The 17,816-nt window shown below is 70.3% G+C and carries 19 protein-coding genes and 1 pseudogene; 12 read left to right on the forward strand and 8 right to left on the reverse strand.

The genetic code is table 11. The features are described 5' to 3' along the window. The first annotated feature begins 79 nt into the window (after positions 1 to 79). The 4 genes from AWQ68_RS26860 to AWQ68_RS26875 all read left to right on the forward strand — a co-directional run bounded on the left by AWQ68_RS26860 (position 80) and on the right by AWQ68_RS26875 (position 3,570). Positions 80 to 2,068 (forward strand): sensor histidine kinase, encoded by a 1,989-nt coding sequence (locus tag AWQ68_RS26860; RefSeq protein ID WP_157545758.1) that lies wholly within the window; start codon positions 80 to 82, stop codon positions 2,066 to 2,068. A 1-nt stretch (position 2,069) separates the two neighbouring features. Further along, positions 2,070 to 2,729, forward strand: coding sequence for a response regulator transcription factor (locus tag AWQ68_RS26865; protein WP_066944978.1), 660 nt, complete (start codon positions 2,070 to 2,072; stop codon positions 2,727 to 2,729). Further along, positions 2,726 to 3,166 carry a glycine-rich domain-containing protein gene (locus AWQ68_RS26870; protein ID WP_066944981.1) on the forward strand — a complete coding sequence of 147 codons (441 nt, stop codon included), beginning with the start codon at positions 2,726 to 2,728 and terminating at the stop codon, positions 3,164 to 3,166. Before AWQ68_RS26865 ends, AWQ68_RS26870 begins: the two co-directional genes overlap by 4 nt. Before the next feature lie 149 nt (positions 3,167 to 3,315). Then, positions 3,316 to 3,570: a hypothetical protein gene (locus AWQ68_RS26875; RefSeq protein WP_066944984.1), complete on the forward strand. Its 255-nt coding sequence runs from the start codon at positions 3,316 to 3,318 to the stop codon at positions 3,568 to 3,570. Between the two features lie 126 nt (positions 3,571 to 3,696). On the opposite strand, the gene AWQ68_RS26880 is transcribed toward AWQ68_RS26875, so the two are convergent. After that, positions 3,697 to 4,476 carry an NAD(P)H-dependent oxidoreductase gene (locus tag AWQ68_RS26880; protein WP_066944987.1) on the reverse strand — a complete coding sequence of 260 codons (780 nt, stop codon included), beginning with the start codon at positions 4,474 to 4,476 and terminating at the stop codon, positions 3,697 to 3,699. 138 nt (positions 4,477 to 4,614) lie between these two features. On the opposite strand from AWQ68_RS26880, the gene AWQ68_RS26885 reads away from it, so the two are divergent. Then, a complete protein-coding gene (locus AWQ68_RS26885) occupies positions 4,615 to 5,463 on the forward strand; it encodes a helix-turn-helix transcriptional regulator (protein ID WP_066944990.1) in 849 nt (282 codons plus the stop codon). A 128-nt stretch (positions 5,464 to 5,591) separates the two neighbouring features. Here AWQ68_RS26885 and AWQ68_RS26890 read toward each other — a convergent pair whose 3' ends face one another. Next, the gene (locus AWQ68_RS26890) at positions 5,592 to 6,461 is read right to left on the reverse strand and encodes a GNAT family N-acetyltransferase (protein WP_066945153.1); all 870 of its coding nucleotides are present in this window, start codon (positions 6,459 to 6,461) and stop codon (positions 5,592 to 5,594) included. Positions 6,462 to 6,625: 164 nt separating this feature from the next. On the opposite strand from AWQ68_RS26890, the gene AWQ68_RS42770 reads away from it, so the two are divergent. Further along, a complete protein-coding gene (locus AWQ68_RS42770; RefSeq protein WP_157545760.1) occupies positions 6,626 to 6,787 on the forward strand; it encodes a hypothetical protein in 162 nt (53 codons plus the stop codon). Between the two features lie 199 nt (positions 6,788 to 6,986). On the opposite strand, the gene AWQ68_RS26900 is transcribed toward AWQ68_RS42770, so the two are convergent. Then, positions 6,987 to 7,400, reverse strand: a complete 414-nt coding sequence (locus AWQ68_RS26900) for a glutaredoxin domain-containing protein (RefSeq protein ID WP_218007050.1) — start codon at positions 7,398 to 7,400, stop codon at positions 6,987 to 6,989. A gap of 210 nt (positions 7,401 to 7,610) precedes the next feature. Beyond that, on the reverse strand, positions 7,611 to 7,982 hold the full coding sequence (locus AWQ68_RS26905; protein ID WP_066945001.1) for a TetR-like C-terminal domain-containing protein: 372 nt from the start codon (positions 7,980 to 7,982) through the stop codon (positions 7,611 to 7,613). Positions 7,983 to 8,071: 89 nt separating this feature from the next. Between AWQ68_RS26905 and AWQ68_RS26910 the strand changes: the two are divergent. Beyond that, positions 8,072 to 8,383, forward strand: a pseudogene (locus tag AWQ68_RS26910) (DUF4158 domain-containing protein); the annotation flags it as partial. Positions 8,384 to 8,531: 148 nt separating this feature from the next. Further along, positions 8,532 to 9,539 carry an RNA polymerase subunit sigma-70 gene (locus tag AWQ68_RS26915; protein ID WP_066945004.1) on the forward strand — a complete coding sequence of 336 codons (1,008 nt, stop codon included), beginning with the start codon at positions 8,532 to 8,534 and terminating at the stop codon, positions 9,537 to 9,539. Between the two features lie 325 nt (positions 9,540 to 9,864). On the opposite strand, the gene AWQ68_RS26920 is transcribed toward AWQ68_RS26915, so the two are convergent. The 3 genes from AWQ68_RS26920 to AWQ68_RS26930 form a co-directional block, all read right to left on the reverse strand. Then, positions 9,865 to 10,449 carry a dihydrofolate reductase family protein gene (locus AWQ68_RS26920; protein WP_066945007.1) on the reverse strand — a complete coding sequence of 195 codons (585 nt, stop codon included), beginning with the start codon at positions 10,447 to 10,449 and terminating at the stop codon, positions 9,865 to 9,867. Positions 10,450 to 10,605: 156 nt separating this feature from the next. Next, positions 10,606 to 11,289, reverse strand: a complete 684-nt coding sequence (locus tag AWQ68_RS26925; protein WP_174554150.1) for a site-specific integrase — start codon at positions 11,287 to 11,289, stop codon at positions 10,606 to 10,608. 199 nt (positions 11,290 to 11,488) lie between these two features. After that, a complete protein-coding gene (locus AWQ68_RS26930) occupies positions 11,489 to 12,373 on the reverse strand; it encodes a DMT family transporter (protein WP_218007052.1) in 885 nt (294 codons plus the stop codon). A 31-nt stretch (positions 12,374 to 12,404) separates the two neighbouring features. Between AWQ68_RS26930 and AWQ68_RS26935 the strand changes: the two genes are divergently transcribed. Both AWQ68_RS26935 and AWQ68_RS26940 read left to right on the forward strand, forming a co-directional pair. Then, positions 12,405 to 13,790, forward strand: coding sequence for an aminotransferase-like domain-containing protein (locus AWQ68_RS26935; RefSeq protein ID WP_066945012.1), 1,386 nt, complete (start codon positions 12,405 to 12,407; stop codon positions 13,788 to 13,790). A 51-nt stretch (positions 13,791 to 13,841) separates the two neighbouring features. Next, positions 13,842 to 14,240, forward strand: a complete 399-nt coding sequence (locus AWQ68_RS26940; protein ID WP_066945014.1) for a cupin domain-containing protein — start codon at positions 13,842 to 13,844, stop codon at positions 14,238 to 14,240. Between the two features lie 89 nt (positions 14,241 to 14,329). On the opposite strand, the gene AWQ68_RS26945 is transcribed toward AWQ68_RS26940, so the two are convergent. Next, positions 14,330 to 15,829 (reverse strand): MFS transporter, encoded by a 1,500-nt coding sequence (locus AWQ68_RS26945; protein ID WP_066945016.1) that lies wholly within the window; start codon positions 15,827 to 15,829, stop codon positions 14,330 to 14,332. Between the two features lie 252 nt (positions 15,830 to 16,081). On the opposite strand from AWQ68_RS26945, the gene AWQ68_RS26950 reads away from it, so the two are divergent. Both AWQ68_RS26950 and AWQ68_RS26955 read left to right on the forward strand, forming a co-directional pair. Then, complete coding sequence (locus tag AWQ68_RS26950) at positions 16,082 to 16,453, forward strand: YciI family protein (protein ID WP_066945017.1); 372 nt, start codon at positions 16,082 to 16,084, stop codon at positions 16,451 to 16,453. Further along, on the forward strand, positions 16,450 to 17,661 hold the full coding sequence (locus AWQ68_RS26955) for an RNA polymerase sigma factor (RefSeq protein ID WP_066945019.1): 1,212 nt from the start codon (positions 16,450 to 16,452) through the stop codon (positions 17,659 to 17,661). Before AWQ68_RS26950 ends, AWQ68_RS26955 begins: the two co-directional genes overlap by 4 nt. The last annotated feature ends 155 nt before the right edge of the window (positions 17,662 to 17,816 follow it).

Consider the following 17,816-nt stretch of genomic DNA (forward strand, 5'->3'; position numbering starts at 1 on the left):
CCCGAGCCTGGTGCCCCTTTTGTGAATGAGGACGATTTGTCCCGTCCAAACGGGACATCCCATACCCACAATTTCTCCCATGCGTTCGCGTCTCGTACTGATCGGGGAATTGGTCGCGGGAGCCGCCGCCGCGGCGACCCTGGCCGGATTCGGGCTACGCCTGCTGTCATCAGCGGAGTTCGCCGACGACTACTGGCTGTGGATCTCGATCACCGCCCTGATGTACGGCGCGCCCGGTGCGTTCCTCATCCGGCGCGGCCGGATGATTCTGGGCTGGCTCTTCGTCGCCGTGAGCGCGAGCGCCGCGACGAGCGTCCTCGCCGGGGAGTACGCCGCCACCGCGGCCCGGCAGGACTGGCCCGGCCACTTGATCGCGCTCTGGCTGTCGGTGTGGACCTGGCTGCCGGCCTACACGATCGTGGCGGCCGTTCTTCCGTACTGGCTGCCGTCGGGCCGGCGGCCGACGCGGTTCTTCCGCCCCCTCATGTACGCGGGGTGTGCGGCCGTGGCGGCCGGATCAGCCGCGTGGGCGCTGCTGCCGTGGGAGCTCAGCGACGACCGAGCACTGGCCGACAGCGGGCTCGTCAATCCGTTGGGAGTGGCGGGCGCCGAGGCGCTGCTCCCGGTCTGCCTGGTCGTGATCGCGATCGCGGCGGTGGGCGGGTTGGTGTCCCTGGGAGTCCGCCTGCGCCGAGCCGACGGCGACGAGCGTGGCCAGTTGGCCTGGGTGACCGCCGGGATGGTGGGCGCGCTGATCCTGCTGGCGACCGCTCAGACGGTCGAGGCGAACCGGTCGGGGGTGCTGCTGGCGGCGTCAGCCGTGCCGTTGCCGGTCTCCGTTCTGCTGGCGATCCAGCGCTACCGGCTCTGGGACATGGAGACCGTGCTGCGCCGAGGACTGGTCTGGGCGCTCATGTCAGCCGAGATCGCGCTCTGCTACACGGTTGTGGTCACGCTGCTCGGTGATCTTCTCGGCCGTAGCGTAGGGGCGCCCCTTGTCGCCGCGGCGGTGGTGGCCATCAGCGTTGCTCCCGTACACCGGTTCCTGCAGACGGGGGTGCGGCGTCTGCTGTACGGCGACGCGGCGGATCCGTACGAGGCGCTGACGCGCCTGGGCGCGGCCTTGGAGACGGCGGCGGCGCCCGGGGAGGCGCTCGACCGGCTGGCCGGGGAGGTCGCCAGGTTCCTCCGCGTCCCGGCCGTGTGGGTTCTGGTGCTGGACGGACCAGAGTCCCGCCACGGAGACGATCTCGGTGTGGACCCGGTGCGTGTGCCGTTGGTGCACGCCGGGGAGACGGTGGGAGAGCTTGTGCTGACCCGGCCGCGCTCCGGGGATTTCCGGCCCGCCGAGGCCCGGCTGCTGCACGTTCTGGCCCGGCAGGCGGGTGCGACCGCGCACGCCGCCCGGCTCGCGGCGGATCTGGACCGGTCGAGGCGGGCGCTGGTCGCCGCGCGCGCCGAGGAACGCCGACGGCTGCGCAGGGATCTACACGATCATCTCGGGCCGAGCCTGTCCGCGGTGAACCTGCAACTGTGGGCACTCCGCGACATGACCACGACCGACCCGGCCGCGGCCGGTGCGCTCGCGGGCCGGTGCGCCGAGTGGCTGGCCGGGGCCGTCGGCGACGTCCGCCGGATCATAGACGGCCTCGGCCCTTCCACCCTGGACGACCTGGGCTTGGCCGAGGCGCTGCGCGCGCAGGCGGCGGCGTTCGACCGGCCCGGGTTGGCGATCCGTTTGCGCCTGCCCGAACAGGGCATCCCGCCGCTGCCGGCCGCCACCGAAGCCGCGGCTCTGCGCATCGTGAGCGAGGCGCTGGCCAACACCGCCCGGCACGCGCGCGCCAGCGGCTGCGACATCGAGGTGGAACTGGCACCGGACGCACTGCACTTCTCCGTACGGGACGACGGTGTGGGCCTGACCGGCTCCTCCCCCGGATGGCGCGTCGGCGTGGGGCTGGAGTCGATGTCGGAGGCCGCCGCCCAGCTCGACGGGAATTGCGAGATCCTGGCCCCGGCCGGCGGCGGCACCGAGATCCGCGTGCGGCTGCCGAGAGTCGAGGTGTGAGATGCGCGTGCTGATCGTGGACGACCATCCCATGTACCGGGCAGGGCTGGCCGCGGCGCTTTCCAGCCTGTCCGACATCACGGTCGTGGGCGAGGCGGGTGACGGGGAGGCCGCAGTGGAGTCGGCCCTGCGGCTCGCTCCTGACGTCGTCCTGATGGACCTGCACATGCCCGTCATGAACGGCGTCGAGGCCACGGCTCGCTTGCGGAAAGAGCTCCCGGGCACCGCCGTCGTGGTCCTGACGATGCTGGAGTCCGACGAGTCGGTGGCCGCGGCCGTACGAGCCGGCGCCCGCGGCTACCTCCTGAAGGAGGCAGGCCGGGACGAGATCCTGCGGGCGCTGGAAGCCTGCCGGGACGGCGGTGCCTACTTCGGCCCGAACGCCGCCAGGGCACTCGCCGGGCTGGTGGGCGCCGAGACCCGGCGGGCCGTCGCCAATCCCGTCCTGCCCGAGCTCACCGAGCGCGAAGTGGAGATCCTCGACCTGATGGCGCGGGGCCTGTCCAACGCCGCCATCGCCTCCCGGCTCTACGTCTCCGACAAGACGGTCCGCAACTACGTCAGCACGGTGTACGGCAAGCTCGGTGTCAGCGACCGCGCCGCCGCCGTGGCACGGGCCCGCGACGCCGGACTGGGCTCAGGACCGTCCGGCAGGCGGTGAGGGCTCGATACACCTTCGTCGTGCCCGCGGGCGTCTCCAAGATCAGGGCGGCCCTTACCGGGGCTGGAGGCGGCGGTGGCGCCAGCGCGTACGGCTCCCGGAACCGGCCCACAACCGGGGGCGCAGGCGGAGGCGGAGGAGCCACCGCCGCCTGCACTCTGGCCGTCCGCCCTGGCGACACCCTCACCATCGCCGTCGGCGCCGGAGGCACCAGCGCCGGCGCCCAGGACGGCAAGCCCGGAACAAACTCGACCATCAGCTACCCCAACGCCGGCGGAGCCAGCGCCGAGGGCGGCGGCGGGTACGTCAACCACCAGGGCGGGGCCGGAGGCTACGGGGCCACCTGGTGCGTCGGCACCGACGGCGGCCTAACCTTCGGCCAGGCCGGTACCAGTAGCGACGAACTCTGTCGCTCGTCTCCTCGAACGTGGCCCTGACGGCACAGTCGGTCGGGTTCAGCGAGAACGACGTGGGTCACGTGTCTCAACCAAGCAGGCCCATGCAGGTCAAGGTCTCGCGTCCGACCGACTTCGGTGAGACCGGCAATCCACGCTCGTGACCGAACACCTCGCATTAGCATCAAGATGTGCCGAACCTCGGTCCCGCCGAAATCATCATCATCCTCATCGTCTTCGCCGTAATCGCCGCGATCATCGTCGGCCTCCTCGTCATCGCGGTCCGTCTCGCCGCTGGCCGCAAACCCCAGCCTCGCCCCGCCGACCTCGCCACCCGCGCCCGCGCACTCAAAGCCGGCGGCCAGGCCGAACGCGCCACCCTCCTCGTCTGCAGCGAAACCGGCATGTCACACGACGACGCCGCCTGCTTCGTCCTCACCCTCTAACCCCCCCACCTGGCTGGAGGAACCCACCCTTCCACCCTGGCCGGTGTCGCTCATCCGCACCGCCGCCACGGCCCTCGGGCCGCTCCTCGGGTTCACGCCCCAGTTCGTCCTGTCCATCACCGGAGTTCAGCCGCACACATGCAGCCCGAAACCCGTGCGGCCCGCGGGCTCCAGCCCCTCCTTCAGCTGCAGCGAGGGGATCTCGTAGTCGCCGAAGTTCTGCCGCCGGAACGCGATCGGCTCGGTCGACTCCAGGGTGAGCAGGCGCTGCTCCCAGGCCTTGGCGACGTCCGGGTAGTCCTCGCCGGTCATCCGGTCGGCGCCGTACAGCACGAACGGCGGCAGCACCTCGATGCCCGGGTAGTAGAGGATGCCGTGGTGGATCGGGAAGAGCAGATCGTCGATGGGGCCGTTGATCCCGCGAGCGGCGTAATGCGACTCCGGGCCGCCGACGGTCACCGACAGCAGAGCCTTCCTGCCCGCGAGGGTGCCTTCGCCGAAGCGCTCGCCGTACCTGGTGCCGCTGTGCTCGCCGACGCCGTACGCGAAGTGGTAGGTGAACACCCGGTCCACCCATCCTTTGAGGATCGCGGGCATCGTGTACCACCACAGCGGGAACTGGAAGATCATCGTGTCGGCCCACAGCAGCTTCTCCTGCTCGGCGAGGACGTCCGGGGTGAGCGTCCCAGCGTCGAAGGCCCGGCCCGAGTCCCGGATGACCTTCAGCGGACTTGAGGCGGCGGGGCCGTAGTCCGCGGCGTCCACGACCGCCTTCCAGTTCATCGCGTACAGATCGCTCACCCGTACCTCGTGCCCGGCAGTCTCCAATGTGGACACCGCGAGGTCCTTCAGCGAGCTGTTGAGGGACTTCGGCTCCGGGTGGGCGTAGACGATCAGCGTTTTCATGAGAACTCCTTTGAATCGGGTGCCTTCGATCCTGGGCGCCGAGGCGCTCGGCGTTCAGGGACGCCTCTTCCATCGGACGGGACTTCCTGGTAATGGCAGGGCCACCTTCACGGGCACCGCCGCGGCCATACTGGAGGCATGGACGATCTTGCGGGCTTCCTGCGGACCCGGCGTTCCCGAGTCGACCCGGCGGCCGTCGGCATCCCCGCCGACAGCCGCCGCCGGGTCGAAGGGCTACGCCGCGAAGAGGTCGCGCACCTGTCCGGAGTCAGCGTCGACTACTACGTACGCCTGGAGCAGGGGCGCGCGACCCAGCCCTCTGAGCAGGTCCTCGACGCGCTCGCCCGCGTCCTCGGCCTCGACGAGACCGAACGCGGGCACCTCTACCGGCTCGCCCGGCAGCGCCGCCGCCGCGCGAAGGTGCCGGGCGGGCGGGTCCGGCCGGAGCTGCTGCGCGTCCTCGACCTGGTCGCCGACGCACCCGCGCTGATCATGGACCACCGCCTGGACGTGCTCGCCGGGGACCGTCTGGCCGGGCTCCTTTACGGCCGGCCGATGCCGGGCCTGAACACCGCCCGGCACATCTTCCTTGAGGAGGCCGAGCGTGGCCTTTACGCGGACTGGGAGAAATGCACCCTCGACGTGGTCGGGCACCTGCGCCTGGCCGCCGGCAAATACCCCGAGGACCCCCGCCTGGCCTCGCTCATCGGCGAGCTGGCGATGGGCAGCGAGCGCTTCCGCCGCCTCTGGGCGCGCGCGGACGTGCGCGCCCGCACACATGGACGCAAGGCGTTCCGGCACCCGCTGGTCGGACTGCTGGAACTGCACCAGGAGAACTTCGCGCTACCGGACGAATCGGGCATGGAGCTGCTGGTGCTGTCCGCGGCCCCCGGCAGCCCCGCCGAGGACGGTCTGCGCCTGCTCGCGGGCCTGGGCGCGGACAGCGGTGACGCGCACCTCACAGTGAGCGCTCAGGTCCACGAGTAACTCAACGACGCCCACCCACCACGAGAGCTCGATGCTCGCCCTGCACCTGCTTCAGTCCGCGTTGGTCCACGTCAACACCCTGCTGGTGTAGCAGGTCCTGGGCGTACCCCGACCCCACACCGAAGGACTCAGGAAGCGTTGCGGTACAGGTCCCGTCGCTCGGGCAACTGATCGAGGCCGGCCGACTGGTACGTGGCGACGGCGCCGACGTTGGAACTCGGGGAGCACACGACCACGCTGGACGAACCCAACTCCTGGAGAGCGCGTGCTGCGGCGACCGTGATCGCCCGGCCGTAACCGTGGCCGCGGTGTGCCCGGTGCACCCCCATCGGCTCGATCAGCCCTAGCCTGCCTTCACCCGCCGACCACACCGCCACGACCGCCACCGCCTCGCCCTGCTCATTGCGCACGACCAGGCACCGCGCGTCGACATACGGCGCACCTGCCGCCATCGCGTGCCAGCGCTCGTCGGTGAACGTCGACCCGTCGAACGACGCCCTCAGGACCGCGGCCCACTCGTGCGCCTGTTCCGGCCCGATCACCTCGACGCGTACGCCGGGATCCGGCACAGGCGCGCCGAGGTCACGCCGAAGTAGAGTCCATGGCTCGCCACTCTTCCAGCCGTCCTCGAACAACAGGTCCTGGACCAGCGCACCCATCGGTGCCTCGACGTACACCTTGCCCTCGAGGAGCACACCACGCTCAGGGGCCGACACGTCCTCGACCACCTGCCGCGCCAACTCCTCGTCCCGGAACGCCTCCGGGGCGAAGGCCAACCGCAGCAACTCCGCACCGTCCAGCAGCCCGACCGCCAGAACCTCTCCAGCCCGGCTCCAGGTCCGCGTAGCCTCCGCCGTCCGCTCCGCGCCGAACCGCCAGAACCACCCCACGTCCCCCGGATGCAACTGCACGGGCGCTCCGTCGTACTGCCACTCGGCCATCACGCGCACCAGGTCACCGAGCCCGTCGACGCCTGGCCTGCCCATCTCGATCGCCATCCCTTGATCACACACCACCCCACTGACCCTCCGCACCCGAATTTCCCGCCGGCAGTCAGTGATCGGCTCCGTGATCATGTACGCACCCTCCGCTCTGGGGTCTGGGTCATCGACAGCAAGGCATGGCACCGCCGTACGCGCATCTCCGGCTGAGCCGGAGCGATATGGATCGGCGGCCGCCGGCGTTCGCCGGTGACGCGGGCCGTCAGCCGGCGTTTGCCGACATCGCGTCCGCCGACCTCGAACCGGTCGAGCACCGGGCTCTCGATGGCCGGGTGCTGCTGGTGGAATACCGGCCCACCGGGACGGACATCCCGCGAGCCTGAAGCGATCACCCCTCTGCGTTCGCGAGGGCCTCATCGGCGGTGGACCGGCCGATCTGCAAGGTGCGGGCGGCCTCAGTGAAACTGACACCGTCGTCCACCAGCCCGCGCAGCGTCGCCAACTCGGCGAGGCCGATCGCGGGGTCGGCGTGCTTGTGAATCCCCTCCGCCGCCCCGGGCGGCCGGGGGTGACCGCTTCCGATCAGGTGGATTGGGGAAGCTGTTCGCGCACCCACCCAGGATCCGGGTTGATGTACGGCCGGCCCGCCAGCACCACGGTCGGCACCGTCTCGTCGCCACCTGTGGCGGCCCTCACCGCCGCCGCGCCGGCCGGGTCGCGCCAGATGTTGACCCAATGGAGCCGACGGGCGTCGCGGCCCAACCGGATCCGCAGCCGCAGGCAGTACTTACAGCCCGGCCGCCAGTAGACGATCGGCCGACCGTCGACGGCGCTGCGGCGTTGCGCCTCCACCGCACCGATCGACCTCGGGAACGCCAGCGGAGAGTACAGTCCGGCGAGCAGCACGAACGCCAGCAGCGCTATACCGCCAGCGACTGGGGACCCTGCGGCGATTCGCACGGCCGCAACGACTACGCCGACCACCACGAGCAACATCGGCAAGATCAAAGCGCGCCACAATGACAGAGGCTATCGGTGGCGCAGGCGCGACGGATCACCGGTTCCGGCTTTGTCCGGTGCGGCACGCGAGGCGGTGCAGTGTCAGAGGGGGTCGTCCGAGGAGCAGGTGGAGCGGATGATCCTCGGAGAACAGCAGGGACGAGTTGATCCGTTACTTCACACCGACGGCGGCCGAACCGGCGGGAATCAAGCGTTGGGCGGGAGCACGTCGAGGCCCAGGGCGCCGAAGTACCCCTGGGTCGCGAAACGGACGACCGCCTCGGCCATCTGGCGCGCGGGCAGGGGGCGGTCGTGCTCCAGCCACCAGGTGATCGCGCCCAGGGCCAGGTTGGCGGCGAACACCAGCTCCAGTTCTTCCGGTGGCATGTCCCGCCCGGCGTCCGGGGCGATTTTGCCGTGGACGCTGTGGAGCCGGTCGCGGGCCAGCGCCACACAGCGTTCCCGTAACCGCGCCGTGAACCATGGGTCTCCGCGCCGCCCCAGCAGCGCCGCGTACAGCCGGTGATGCCGGCCCACATGATCGAACAACTGCTCCCAGCCCACGATCCGGCTCTGCACCGATATGGCCCGTGAGGAACAAGTCCGCGAGATCCGGCGGTAAGGGCCCTCGTTGTGGGCTATTCAGGCAGGTCTGCGATCATGCCGCCGTGATCAGCCAGGGGCTGGAGGGCTACGGCCGGTTCGGGTCGCTGTCGCGGGTGGAACTGGAGCGGTTCTTCCATCTCGATGACGAGGATCGGCGGCTGATCGGCAAACGACGTGGTGATCACTCGCGCCTGGGCTTCGCCCTCCAGGTCGTCACGGTTCGGCGCCTGGGCATGTTCCTGGCCGATCCGTTGGACGTGCCGGTCGAGCTGGTGGACTACCTGGCCGAGCAGCTGGGCATCGAGGACCCGTCCTGCGTCAAGCAGTACACCGAACGGGAGAAGACCAAGCTCGAACACGCCTGGGAAATTCAGCAGGACGGCTGCGGCCACGTCCCCTGGATCGACCCGACCCCGTCCGGCCTGACGAACGGCCCGGTGTCGGCGGCTTCACCGCTCAGAAATCCTCCGCCACGTCGTCAGTTCTGGTAGCCCCTCGCCACCCGCGGAAGGATTGACGACCATGACCGATGCCAGACTGCTAGGCGACGACGAGGCCGCGTTCATCGCGGCGGCCCTCTCAAATGACGCAGCACAGTTCGCGCTCATCACGGAGCGCTACCGGCGTGAGCTGCAGGTGCACTGCTACCGGATGCTCGCGAACTACGAGGACGCCCAGGACATGACGCAGGAGACGTTCCTGCGGGCGTGGAACAAGCGGGAGTCGTTCAAGGGCCACGCTGCGCTGCGGACCTGGCTGTACCGGATCGCGACGAACGCCTGCCTCGACTTCCTGGAGAAGCGCAACGACCGCACACCGGTGCCTGCCGAGCTGCCGGGCGCGGGCTGGGAAGTGCGCTACCTGCAGCCCTACCCGGACCGGATGCTCCCGGAGGACCCGCAGGAGTCGGTGGTGGCGCGGGAGACGATCGAGCTGGCGTTCATCGTCGCCGTCCAGCACCTGCCGCCGCGGCAGCGGGCGGTGTTCATCGTGCGCGACGTCCTCGGCTGGCCGGCGTCGAAGGCCGCCAACGCCCTCGAGCTGACGGTCGCATCGGTGACCAGCGCACTGCAGCGGGCGCGCGTGACGATGCGCGAGCAGCTGCCCGACCGCCGCCTCGACTGGCGGAGCCCTGCCACGCACGAGCTGTCGGATGACGAGCGCGGCGTGGTGAAGTCGTATATGGACGCCCATGAGCGCAACGACCTCGACGGGCTGATGGCCCTGCTGCGCGACGACCTGCGCTTCGCGATGCTGCCCGACCCGGGCACCTTGATCGTCACGGCCGAGGACGCGGTGGACGGCTGGGTCTCCAATGGGCTCTTCCAGCGCGGCTACGACGACTGGCGCTGCATCGCCACGACGGTCAACCGCATGCCTGCCGCCGCGCTGTACCTCCGCACCCCCGACGACCCGGAATACCGTTTGTTCACCATCGCGGTCCTGCACATCGTCGACGGGAAGATCGCCGAGCTCACCGGATTCGACGCCACCGACAAACCATGGCTGGGCCTGCCCGCGACGATGTGATCAGGCAAGTCCCCATCGTCGACGAGTCCAGCGCACGGGCCGGCGTTACCGAAGTCACCGCGGAGTGAGCACCCCGACCAGCTGAACACCAACGCGGCAACGCGAACACCACCGCCCCGCCGGCGTTGCCGGCGGGGCATCTTCATGCCCGAAGAACATTGTCACGATCAACGAAGCCGTCGTCCTCATCTTCAGCGAGTCGGTCAACAGCTCACTCGGAACGCAAGGAAGGGCCGGGAAAAGGTTCCCTCATCGCCGAGGGTCACGGTGAGCACGCCAGGAAGGATTTCGACCTGGCCTTACGAGCCGCGCATTTGGCCCATGCTCATCGCCGCGTCTCGTATCGGGTCAGCACCACGCCGCCGGGAAACGTCCGGGTCTCCACCAGACTCAGGTTCACCCAGTTGTCCAGGGCTGTGAAGAACGGCGTGCCGCCTCCCACCAGGACCGGATGGGTGACGATCACGTACTCGTCGATCAGCCCGGCCCGCATGGCCGCCGCGGCGAGTGTGGCACCGCCGATGTCCATGGGGCCGCCGTCGCCGGCCTTGAGCCTGGTGATCTCGGTGACCGCGTCGCCGGTGACCAGACGGGTGTTCCAGTCGACCGTGCTGGTCGTAGAGGAGAACACCACCTTCGGCATGTCCCGCCAGCGGCCGGCGAACTCGATCACCGCCGGTGTGGCACCCGGTTGCTTGTCGGCGGTCGGCCAGTGGGAGCTCATCGCCTCCCACAGCTTGCGCCCGTACAGCGCCAGGCCCGTCGCGTCCACCCGGTCGGACCACCACTGGAACAGCTCGTCGCTCGGCGACGAGTCCGGTCCCTCCCCCCCACTCCAGCCGAGGTCGTCGCCGGGCGCGGCGATGTAGCCGTCCAGGGTCACGTTCATGCCGAAGATCAGTTTCCGCATCGTGCCAGCCTCCCGTGAGTCGATCTCACACGTACAGACGGGCGCGGCGCGGAAACCTAATCGGTGCTCAATCTGCGTCCGCAGGTAGTCCTCGCGTTCCTGACTCAGCACCCGGCGTACTCGGCGGGCTCGAGCACCACCGACCGGATCTCGATTTCACCCTCGCAAACGCCTGGTCACACAGCTACAGCGCCGGGCCCTCTCACCGCGCTGGAGATCGCCAAGCAGTTCCCAAAACACCGGGCCGGTCTTGCGCCCAGCCAGCAGCCGGGGCAGCAGCCGCGCGGTGCCGGTCTGCCACACGATCACATCGCGGGCGCCGCCCTTTCGGGTCACCACCGCCCGCCGGTTCGCGGCGTCCAGGTCCGGCACGTTCAGCAGCAGTACCTCCTCGGCGCGGGCGGTGGACTCGTACAGCAGCGTCCACAGCACCCGCTCCCGCAGCGGCACGTCCAGTTCGAGCATCGTGGCCACCTGCGGGCGGGTCAGCGCCTTGCTGTTGTCTGGCGGCACCGGCCGGGGCCGCAGCCGCACCAACGGATCCCCGGCCAGCCACTCCTGCCGGCGCCAGTAGCCGCACGCCGAGCCCAGTGCGGTCAGCCGGGTGTTGAACGTCTTGGCCGAGCAGCCGCCCCATGCGAAGGTGAACCAGCCGGTCACCCGGTCCGGGTCCAGCTGCGCCACGTTGGTGTCCGCGCCGAAGTCGCGCACCATTCGGTCCAGCGGGACCGCGTAGCCGTGGCGGGTGTTCGCCACCGCGATCGTGTCCAGGAACGTGGCCACCGCGTCCGCCAGCCGCACGCTCGCCGCCGGCACCGGAAGCGCCCGCACCGTGACCATCCGACCCGCCTCCCGCGCTACCGCACATCCGCGTACGCCGGCAGCGCATTGACCTCGCGATGCCGTACGGAGCACCAGGCTGGGCGGTCCCGGCCTGCGGCGCGCCAGTGAAAACGATCGTGGGCACCACGGGATCGACCAGGCCTGTCTGCGGGCCAAGTCCGGCGGCTCAGCCTGCGCGTCGGCCGGAAGGGCCGGGTCAGCGGACGCGCTGCCCGGCGGCGACCAGCGCCGCGACCACGGTGCCGACGACGAAGGTCAGCGGGTCGAGCGTCTCGACGAAGAACAGGCCGGACCAGCAGATGGTCAGGATCGGCTGGATCTGCTGGACCTGGCCGACGCGGGCGATGCCGCCCCGCGCCAGGCCCGCGTACCAGGCGAAGTATCCGAACAAAGTCGAGACGACGGCCAGATAGAACATCCCGACGGCGCTCTGGACGGTCCAGGCCGGGTCCTGGACGATCGCGGTCACGATCCCCGAGGGGATGCTCAGCGGCAGCAGCGCGACCAGGGTCCAGCACATGCTCTGCCAGGCGCCGTACACCTTCGCCCGGTCGGCCCCCAGGACGTACGCCACCGCCGAGCAGCATGTCGCCCCGAACATCGCCAGATCGCCCGCGCCGAGCGCGAGGCCGCCGGTGCCGCCGCGCGTCGTGAGGTAGGCGAGCAGCACCACCAGACCGGCGCCGCTGATCGCCCAGAACCGCGGCGACGGCCGTTCCCGGCCGAAGAGCGTGGCGAACGCGGCGGTGAGCGCGGGCAGCAGGCCCAGGATGACCGCCGCGCGGGCCGGGTGGATCGTCGTCAGCGCGATCGAGGACAGCAGCGGGAACCCGACCGCGACGCACAACCCCGACGTGACCAGGAGGGGCCAGGAACGCCTGTCGGGGATCGGCGCCCGCACCCGCCACAGGAGCACGGCCGCTAACAGCCCCGGGATCAGGGCGCGCCAGACGGTGACCGCCATCGGGTGGAATCCCCGCACGGCCCACGCGTTCGCGGGCAGGGCGAAGCTGAAGATCAACACGCCGAGCGAGCCCATGGCCCAGCCGGCGTAGCGCGAACCACCGTTATCCGTGACCACGTCGAAGGCGATAACGCTATCTTTGTTTGACATGTATGACGATAACAGCCGAAGAGCGCTCGCGTCCGCCCTCCATGAGCTCATCAGGGACGCGACGCCCGGAACCCGGCTGCCGTCCGTCCGCGAACTTCAGCGGCGTTACCAGGTCTCGCCGCTCACGGTCCAGCACGTCGTACGCGAGCTCGCCGCGAAGGGCCTGGTCACGGTACGGCCGGGAAACGGCACCTTCGTCGCCACCGCGCCGTCGCGCCGGCCGCCCGCGGACCTGGCCTGGCAGCACGCCGCCCTGGGCGGCCACGTCCCGCAGGACACCGCTCGCCACCTGGCGCTTCTCGAGGTGCCGCACGCGGACACCGTACGCATGTCCGGCGGCTACCTCGACGAGACCCTCGTGCCCGACAAGGCGCTCATCGCCTCCATGACACGGGCCATGCGACGCGCCGGGGTATGGGGCCGCACGCCGGTCGAGGGCCTCGCCTCGATGCGGCAGTGGTTCGCCCACCAGATCGGCGCGTACAACCCGGCGGAGGTCCTGATCACCTCCGGAGGGCAGAGCGCGCTGTCGATCGCGATCCGCGCGCTGACCCGGCCCGGCGACGCCGTCATCCTCGAGACGCCGACCTATCCCGGATACACCTCGGTCGCCCGCGGGCACGGCCTCGAGATCCACCCGGTGCCGACCGACCGGCACGGGCTGCGCACCGATCTCCTCGAGGACGTCATCCGCGCCCGGGTCGCCCGCCTGATCGTCGTCCAGCCGCTGTACGCCAACCCCACCGGAAGCGTCCTCGCCGACGACCGGCGACGCGAGCTGCTCGACCTCGCCCGCAGGCACGGCGTGTTCGTCCTGGAGGACGACTACGCCCGCGACCTCACGATCGACGGCCCGCCCCCGCCGACCCTCGCCTCGGCCGACGAGGACGGACACGTCGTCTACGTCCGTTCGATCACCAAGCCGGTCGCGCCCGCGATCCGCCTGGCCGCCCTCGCGGCCCGCGGCCCGGCGTTCGCCCGGCTGAGAGCCGCCAAGATCCTCGACGACTTCTACGTGTCCGGGCCAATCCAGGAGGCGGCGGTCGACTTCCTGTCCTCCCCCGCCTGGCAGCGGCATCGCCGCGCGGTCGCGCGTGAGATCGGCCGCCGCCGCGACGGGCTGGTCGGCGCGCTGCGCTCCCGGCTGCCCGGCGTGGAGATCACGCACATCCCGAGCGGGGGCATGCACCTGTGGGTGCGGCTTCCGGACGGCTACGACGACACCGAGGTGGCCGCCCGCGCGCTGGGCGCGGGGGTCATGGTCTCCCCCGGGTCGGCCTGGTTCACCGCGGAGCATGACAGCCCGTACCTGCGGCTCACCTACGGGGAGACTCCGCTGCCCCAACTGGTCGAGGGGGTACGCCGTCTGGCGTCGGTGATGTGACAGGCGTACCCCGCTTTCGAGAAGCGGGCCGGCTCACGCCAGGATCGGTACATGACGAACATGCCCGTCGATCTGCGCGCCGCGCTGGCCGGTTTCGACCAGTTGTGGAGCCCGCGGATCGTCACCCGAGTGAACGACTACGACGTACGGGTCGCCAAGGTGGCCGGCGAGCACGTGTGGCACGCCCACGACGACACCGACGAGTTCTTCCTCGTCATCGAGGGCGAGTTGAGCATCGCCCTGCGCGACGCCGACTCCGGGGAGCGCGTCGTCGAACTCCCCCAGGGGTCGGTCTTCGTGGTGCCGCGCGGCGTCGAGCACCGGCCCTCCTCCCCACACGGAGCCTCGATCCTGCTGTTCGAGCCGACCGGGACGTCGAGCGTCGGCGACCGGCACGACGAGATCCCCGACCACGTGGACGCCACGACCGGGTACCCGCTCGTCTGGTGAAGGACACTGAGGAGGCCGAGGCGTAGCCCCGGCCCCCTTCGGGCGTGTCCGGGGCAGATGACGACGACAGCATCGGCCTCGGCACTGTTCTATGAGTGAGCCGCCTCGTAGCCGGGGGTTGCGGCCGGGGTGGTCCGGGTCGCCGGGCGCATGGCCAGGATCAGTACGGCCAGCCCGGCGAAGAGGACCGCGGCGACGCCGCCGGTGACGTGCAGGGCGGTGGTGAACGCCTCCCGCGCGCTGTGCAGCAGTTCCGCGCCCTGGCCGGCGGGAAGGCGCCGGCTGGCGGCGACCGCGCCGGCCAGCGAGTCGGACGTGCCGTCCATCCGGCTGCGGTAGATCACCGCGGCCGTCACGCCGAGCAGCGCGAAGCCGAGCGAGCCGCCGAAGTAGTTGCCGGTCTCCGACATCGACGCCGCCGAGCCGGCGCGCTCCGGTGGCACGGACCCGACGATCAGCCCGGTGCCCAGGGCGAACAGGGGGCCGGTACCCAGCGCCAGTACGGCGATGCCGATCATCACCAGGGGCAGGGCGCTCGCACCGCCGACACTGACGCCGACGAGCAGCAGGCTGCCCAGCGCCGACCCCACCAGCCCGCCGGCGATGGCGGTCGTCTGCTTCATCCGCCGGGCCAGCACCGGCGCGGCCATGGTGCCGACCGCCGAGCCCAGGCCCATCGGTGCGAACAGCAGCGCCGACGCGACCGGCGAGTAGCCCAGAACGCTCTGCAGGTACTGGGTCACCAGCAGACCCGTACCGGCCATGGCGATGCCGGCGAAGACCAGCCCGATGAGCACGGCCGTGAACGGGCGGTTGCGGAGCAGCCGCAGGTCCAGCAGCGGCGTCTCCAGCTGCAGTTGGCGGCGTACGAACAGGAACCCGACGACGGCGCCGACGACGAGGGCCACCCCCGGGACGACCGGCACGCTCTCGACGGTCAGCTGCTTGATGCCGTAGACCATCGACAGCACCGCCACGAGAGACAGTCCGACGCTGACCAGGTCCAGCCGGCCGGCCTGGTCGTCGCGGAACTCCGGCAGCAGGATCGGCCCGGCGAACAGGAGCAACGCCATCGCCGGCACGGCGACCAGGAACACCGACCCCCACCAGAAGTACTGGAGCAGGAATCCGGCGAGTACGGGTCCGAGCGCGCCGCCGGCGAACTGGCTCGTCGCCCAGATCGCGATGGCCTGCCCGCGCTGCCGTCGGTCATGGAACATGTTGGTGATCAGGGCGAGTGTGGACGGCGCCAGTGTCGCTCCGGCGACGCCCAGCAGCACACGCGCGACGATCAGCATCAGCGGACTGACCGCGAAGGCGGCCACGACCGACAGCACCGCGAACGCCGCCCCGCCGATCATCAGCAGCCGCCGGCGGCCGATCCGGTCGCCGAGTGTGCCCATCGTGATAACCAGGCCGGCCACTATGAATCCGTAACTGTCGCTGATCCACAGCTGCTCGATGTTGGTGGCCCCCAGGTCGGCGCTCAGTTGTGGCAGCGCGAGGAGCAACGCCGTCGTGTCGATCGCGACGAGCAATGCCGGCAGCACCAGGACGACCAGTCCCAGCCATGCCCGGTTGACTCGCATATCTGGAAACTCCTTGTTCTCTCGACGTTTCGCCGGTTGGTCGGAGCGGCCGCGAGCTTCTTGACATCCGGACGGAAGGAGATCTCTCGCGGTGGCCACGGCGGGGCGTCACATGGACGACATCGCGGTCCGGGCGATGCGATGGCGACGACTCGTGAAAAAGTTCTGGCGGGGATGTCAAGACGACGCCGACGGCTCCGACCAACTGGCCGAAGAGCCCGACCGGGGCTCGCGAATCACGAGGAGCAGGACATGCAGTTCCTGATCAGCATGCACATCAACCCGGCCGTACTGGACGCGCTGACCGACGAGGAGAAGGCGGCGATCGGCAACGGCCACGGCAAGTTCATCGAGGCGCTCAAGAAGTCCGGCGAGCTGATCACCACTCAGGCGCTGGTCGACCCGTCCCAGGCCGCCGTGGTGACCGTACGCAACGGTCAGCCGGTGGTGACCGACGGACCTTTCCTGGAGTCCAAGGAGTATCTGGGCGGCTTCTACCTGATCGACTGCGAGGACAAGGAGCGGGCGATCGAGCTGGCGGCGCAGATCCCGGACGCCGCGATCGAGGGTCTGGGGGTCGAGGTGCGGCAGGTGATGTTCGCTGACGGACAATTGGAGGCATGACAGCACCAGCCATCGAGGACCTGCTGCGTGAGCTCACGCCGCAGGTCCTCGGCGCGTTGGTGCGTCGGCACGGCCAGTTCGAAGGATGTGAGGACGCCGTACAGGAGGCCGTCCTCGCCGCCACGGTGCAGTGGCCAGCCGAGGGAGTGCCGGACAACCCGCGCGGCTGGCTGATGACCGTCGCGTCCCGGCGGCTCATCGACCAGATGCGCAGTGACCACGCGCGCCGCGAGCGGGAGTGGGCGACGGCCACCGAGGTGGTGCCCGAGGACGTGCCGGACACCGACGACACGCTCGTCCTGCTGTTCCTGTGCTGCCATCCGACGCTGACGGCGGCCTCCCAGACCGCCCTGACGCTGCGGGCGGTCGGGGGCCTTACCACCGCCGAGATCGCCCGCGCGTTCCTGGTGCCGGAGGCCACGATGGCGGCCAGGATCAGCCGGGCCAAGCAGCGGATCAAGGCAGCCGGCAGCTCGTTCAACCTGCCGGACGGCGCGGAGCGCGAGGAGCGGCTACGGGTCGTCCTGCACGTGCTCTACCTGATCTTCAACGAGGGCTACACCGCCTCCTCGGGCAGCGAGCTCCACCGCCCCGATCTCGCGCACGAGGCGATCCGGTTGGCCAGGATGGTGCACGCGCAGCTGTCCGAGGACGGCGAGGTGACCGGGCTGCTCGCGCTGATGCTGCTGACCCACGCCCGCCGGGAGGCCCGTACGACGGCGGCGGGCGATCTGGTGCCGCTGGACGAGCAGGACCGTACGACGTGGGACAGCGGGCTGATCGACGAGGGCGTCAAACTGGTCAAGACGTCGTTGGCCGGACCGGAGCTGGGGCCGTACCAGCTGCAGGCCGCCATCGCCGCGACGCACGCCGACGCGGCCACGGCGGAGGAGACCAACTGGGGGCAGGTGCACGCCCTTTACCTGATCCTGGAACGGATCGCGCCCAACCCGATGGTCACCCTCAACAGGGCGATCGCGCTCGCCGAGACCGAGGGCCCGCCGGCCGGGCTGGCCCTGCTGTCCACGTTGGACGGTGACGAGCGGATGGCCGGGCATCACCGGTTGCTGGCCGTACGGGCGCATCTGCTGGAGAAGACCGGCGACATGGCCGGGGCGTACGAGCACTACCGGCGCGCCGCGAAGGCCACCGCCAGCATCGCGGAGCGGCGCTACCTGGAGTCCCGGGCCGGCCGGGTAAAGGCATAGTGCTCCAGCGCTGCGCACCGGCCAGGAGAACATCGACGCCGGAGGCCCAGGTCTACGTGTCGGTTGGTCCGTCGCTGGGTGGCGGCACCCCGATGACCAAGGAATCCCCATGTCAGGCCCAGGTCGTTCGTAAATCTTTACGGGGCCGCCGTCGC

The sequence above is a fragment of the Microtetraspora fusca genome, from assembly GCF_001570365.1.
Taxonomy (GTDB): domain Bacteria; phylum Actinomycetota; class Actinomycetes; order Streptosporangiales; family Streptosporangiaceae; genus Microtetraspora; species Microtetraspora fusca.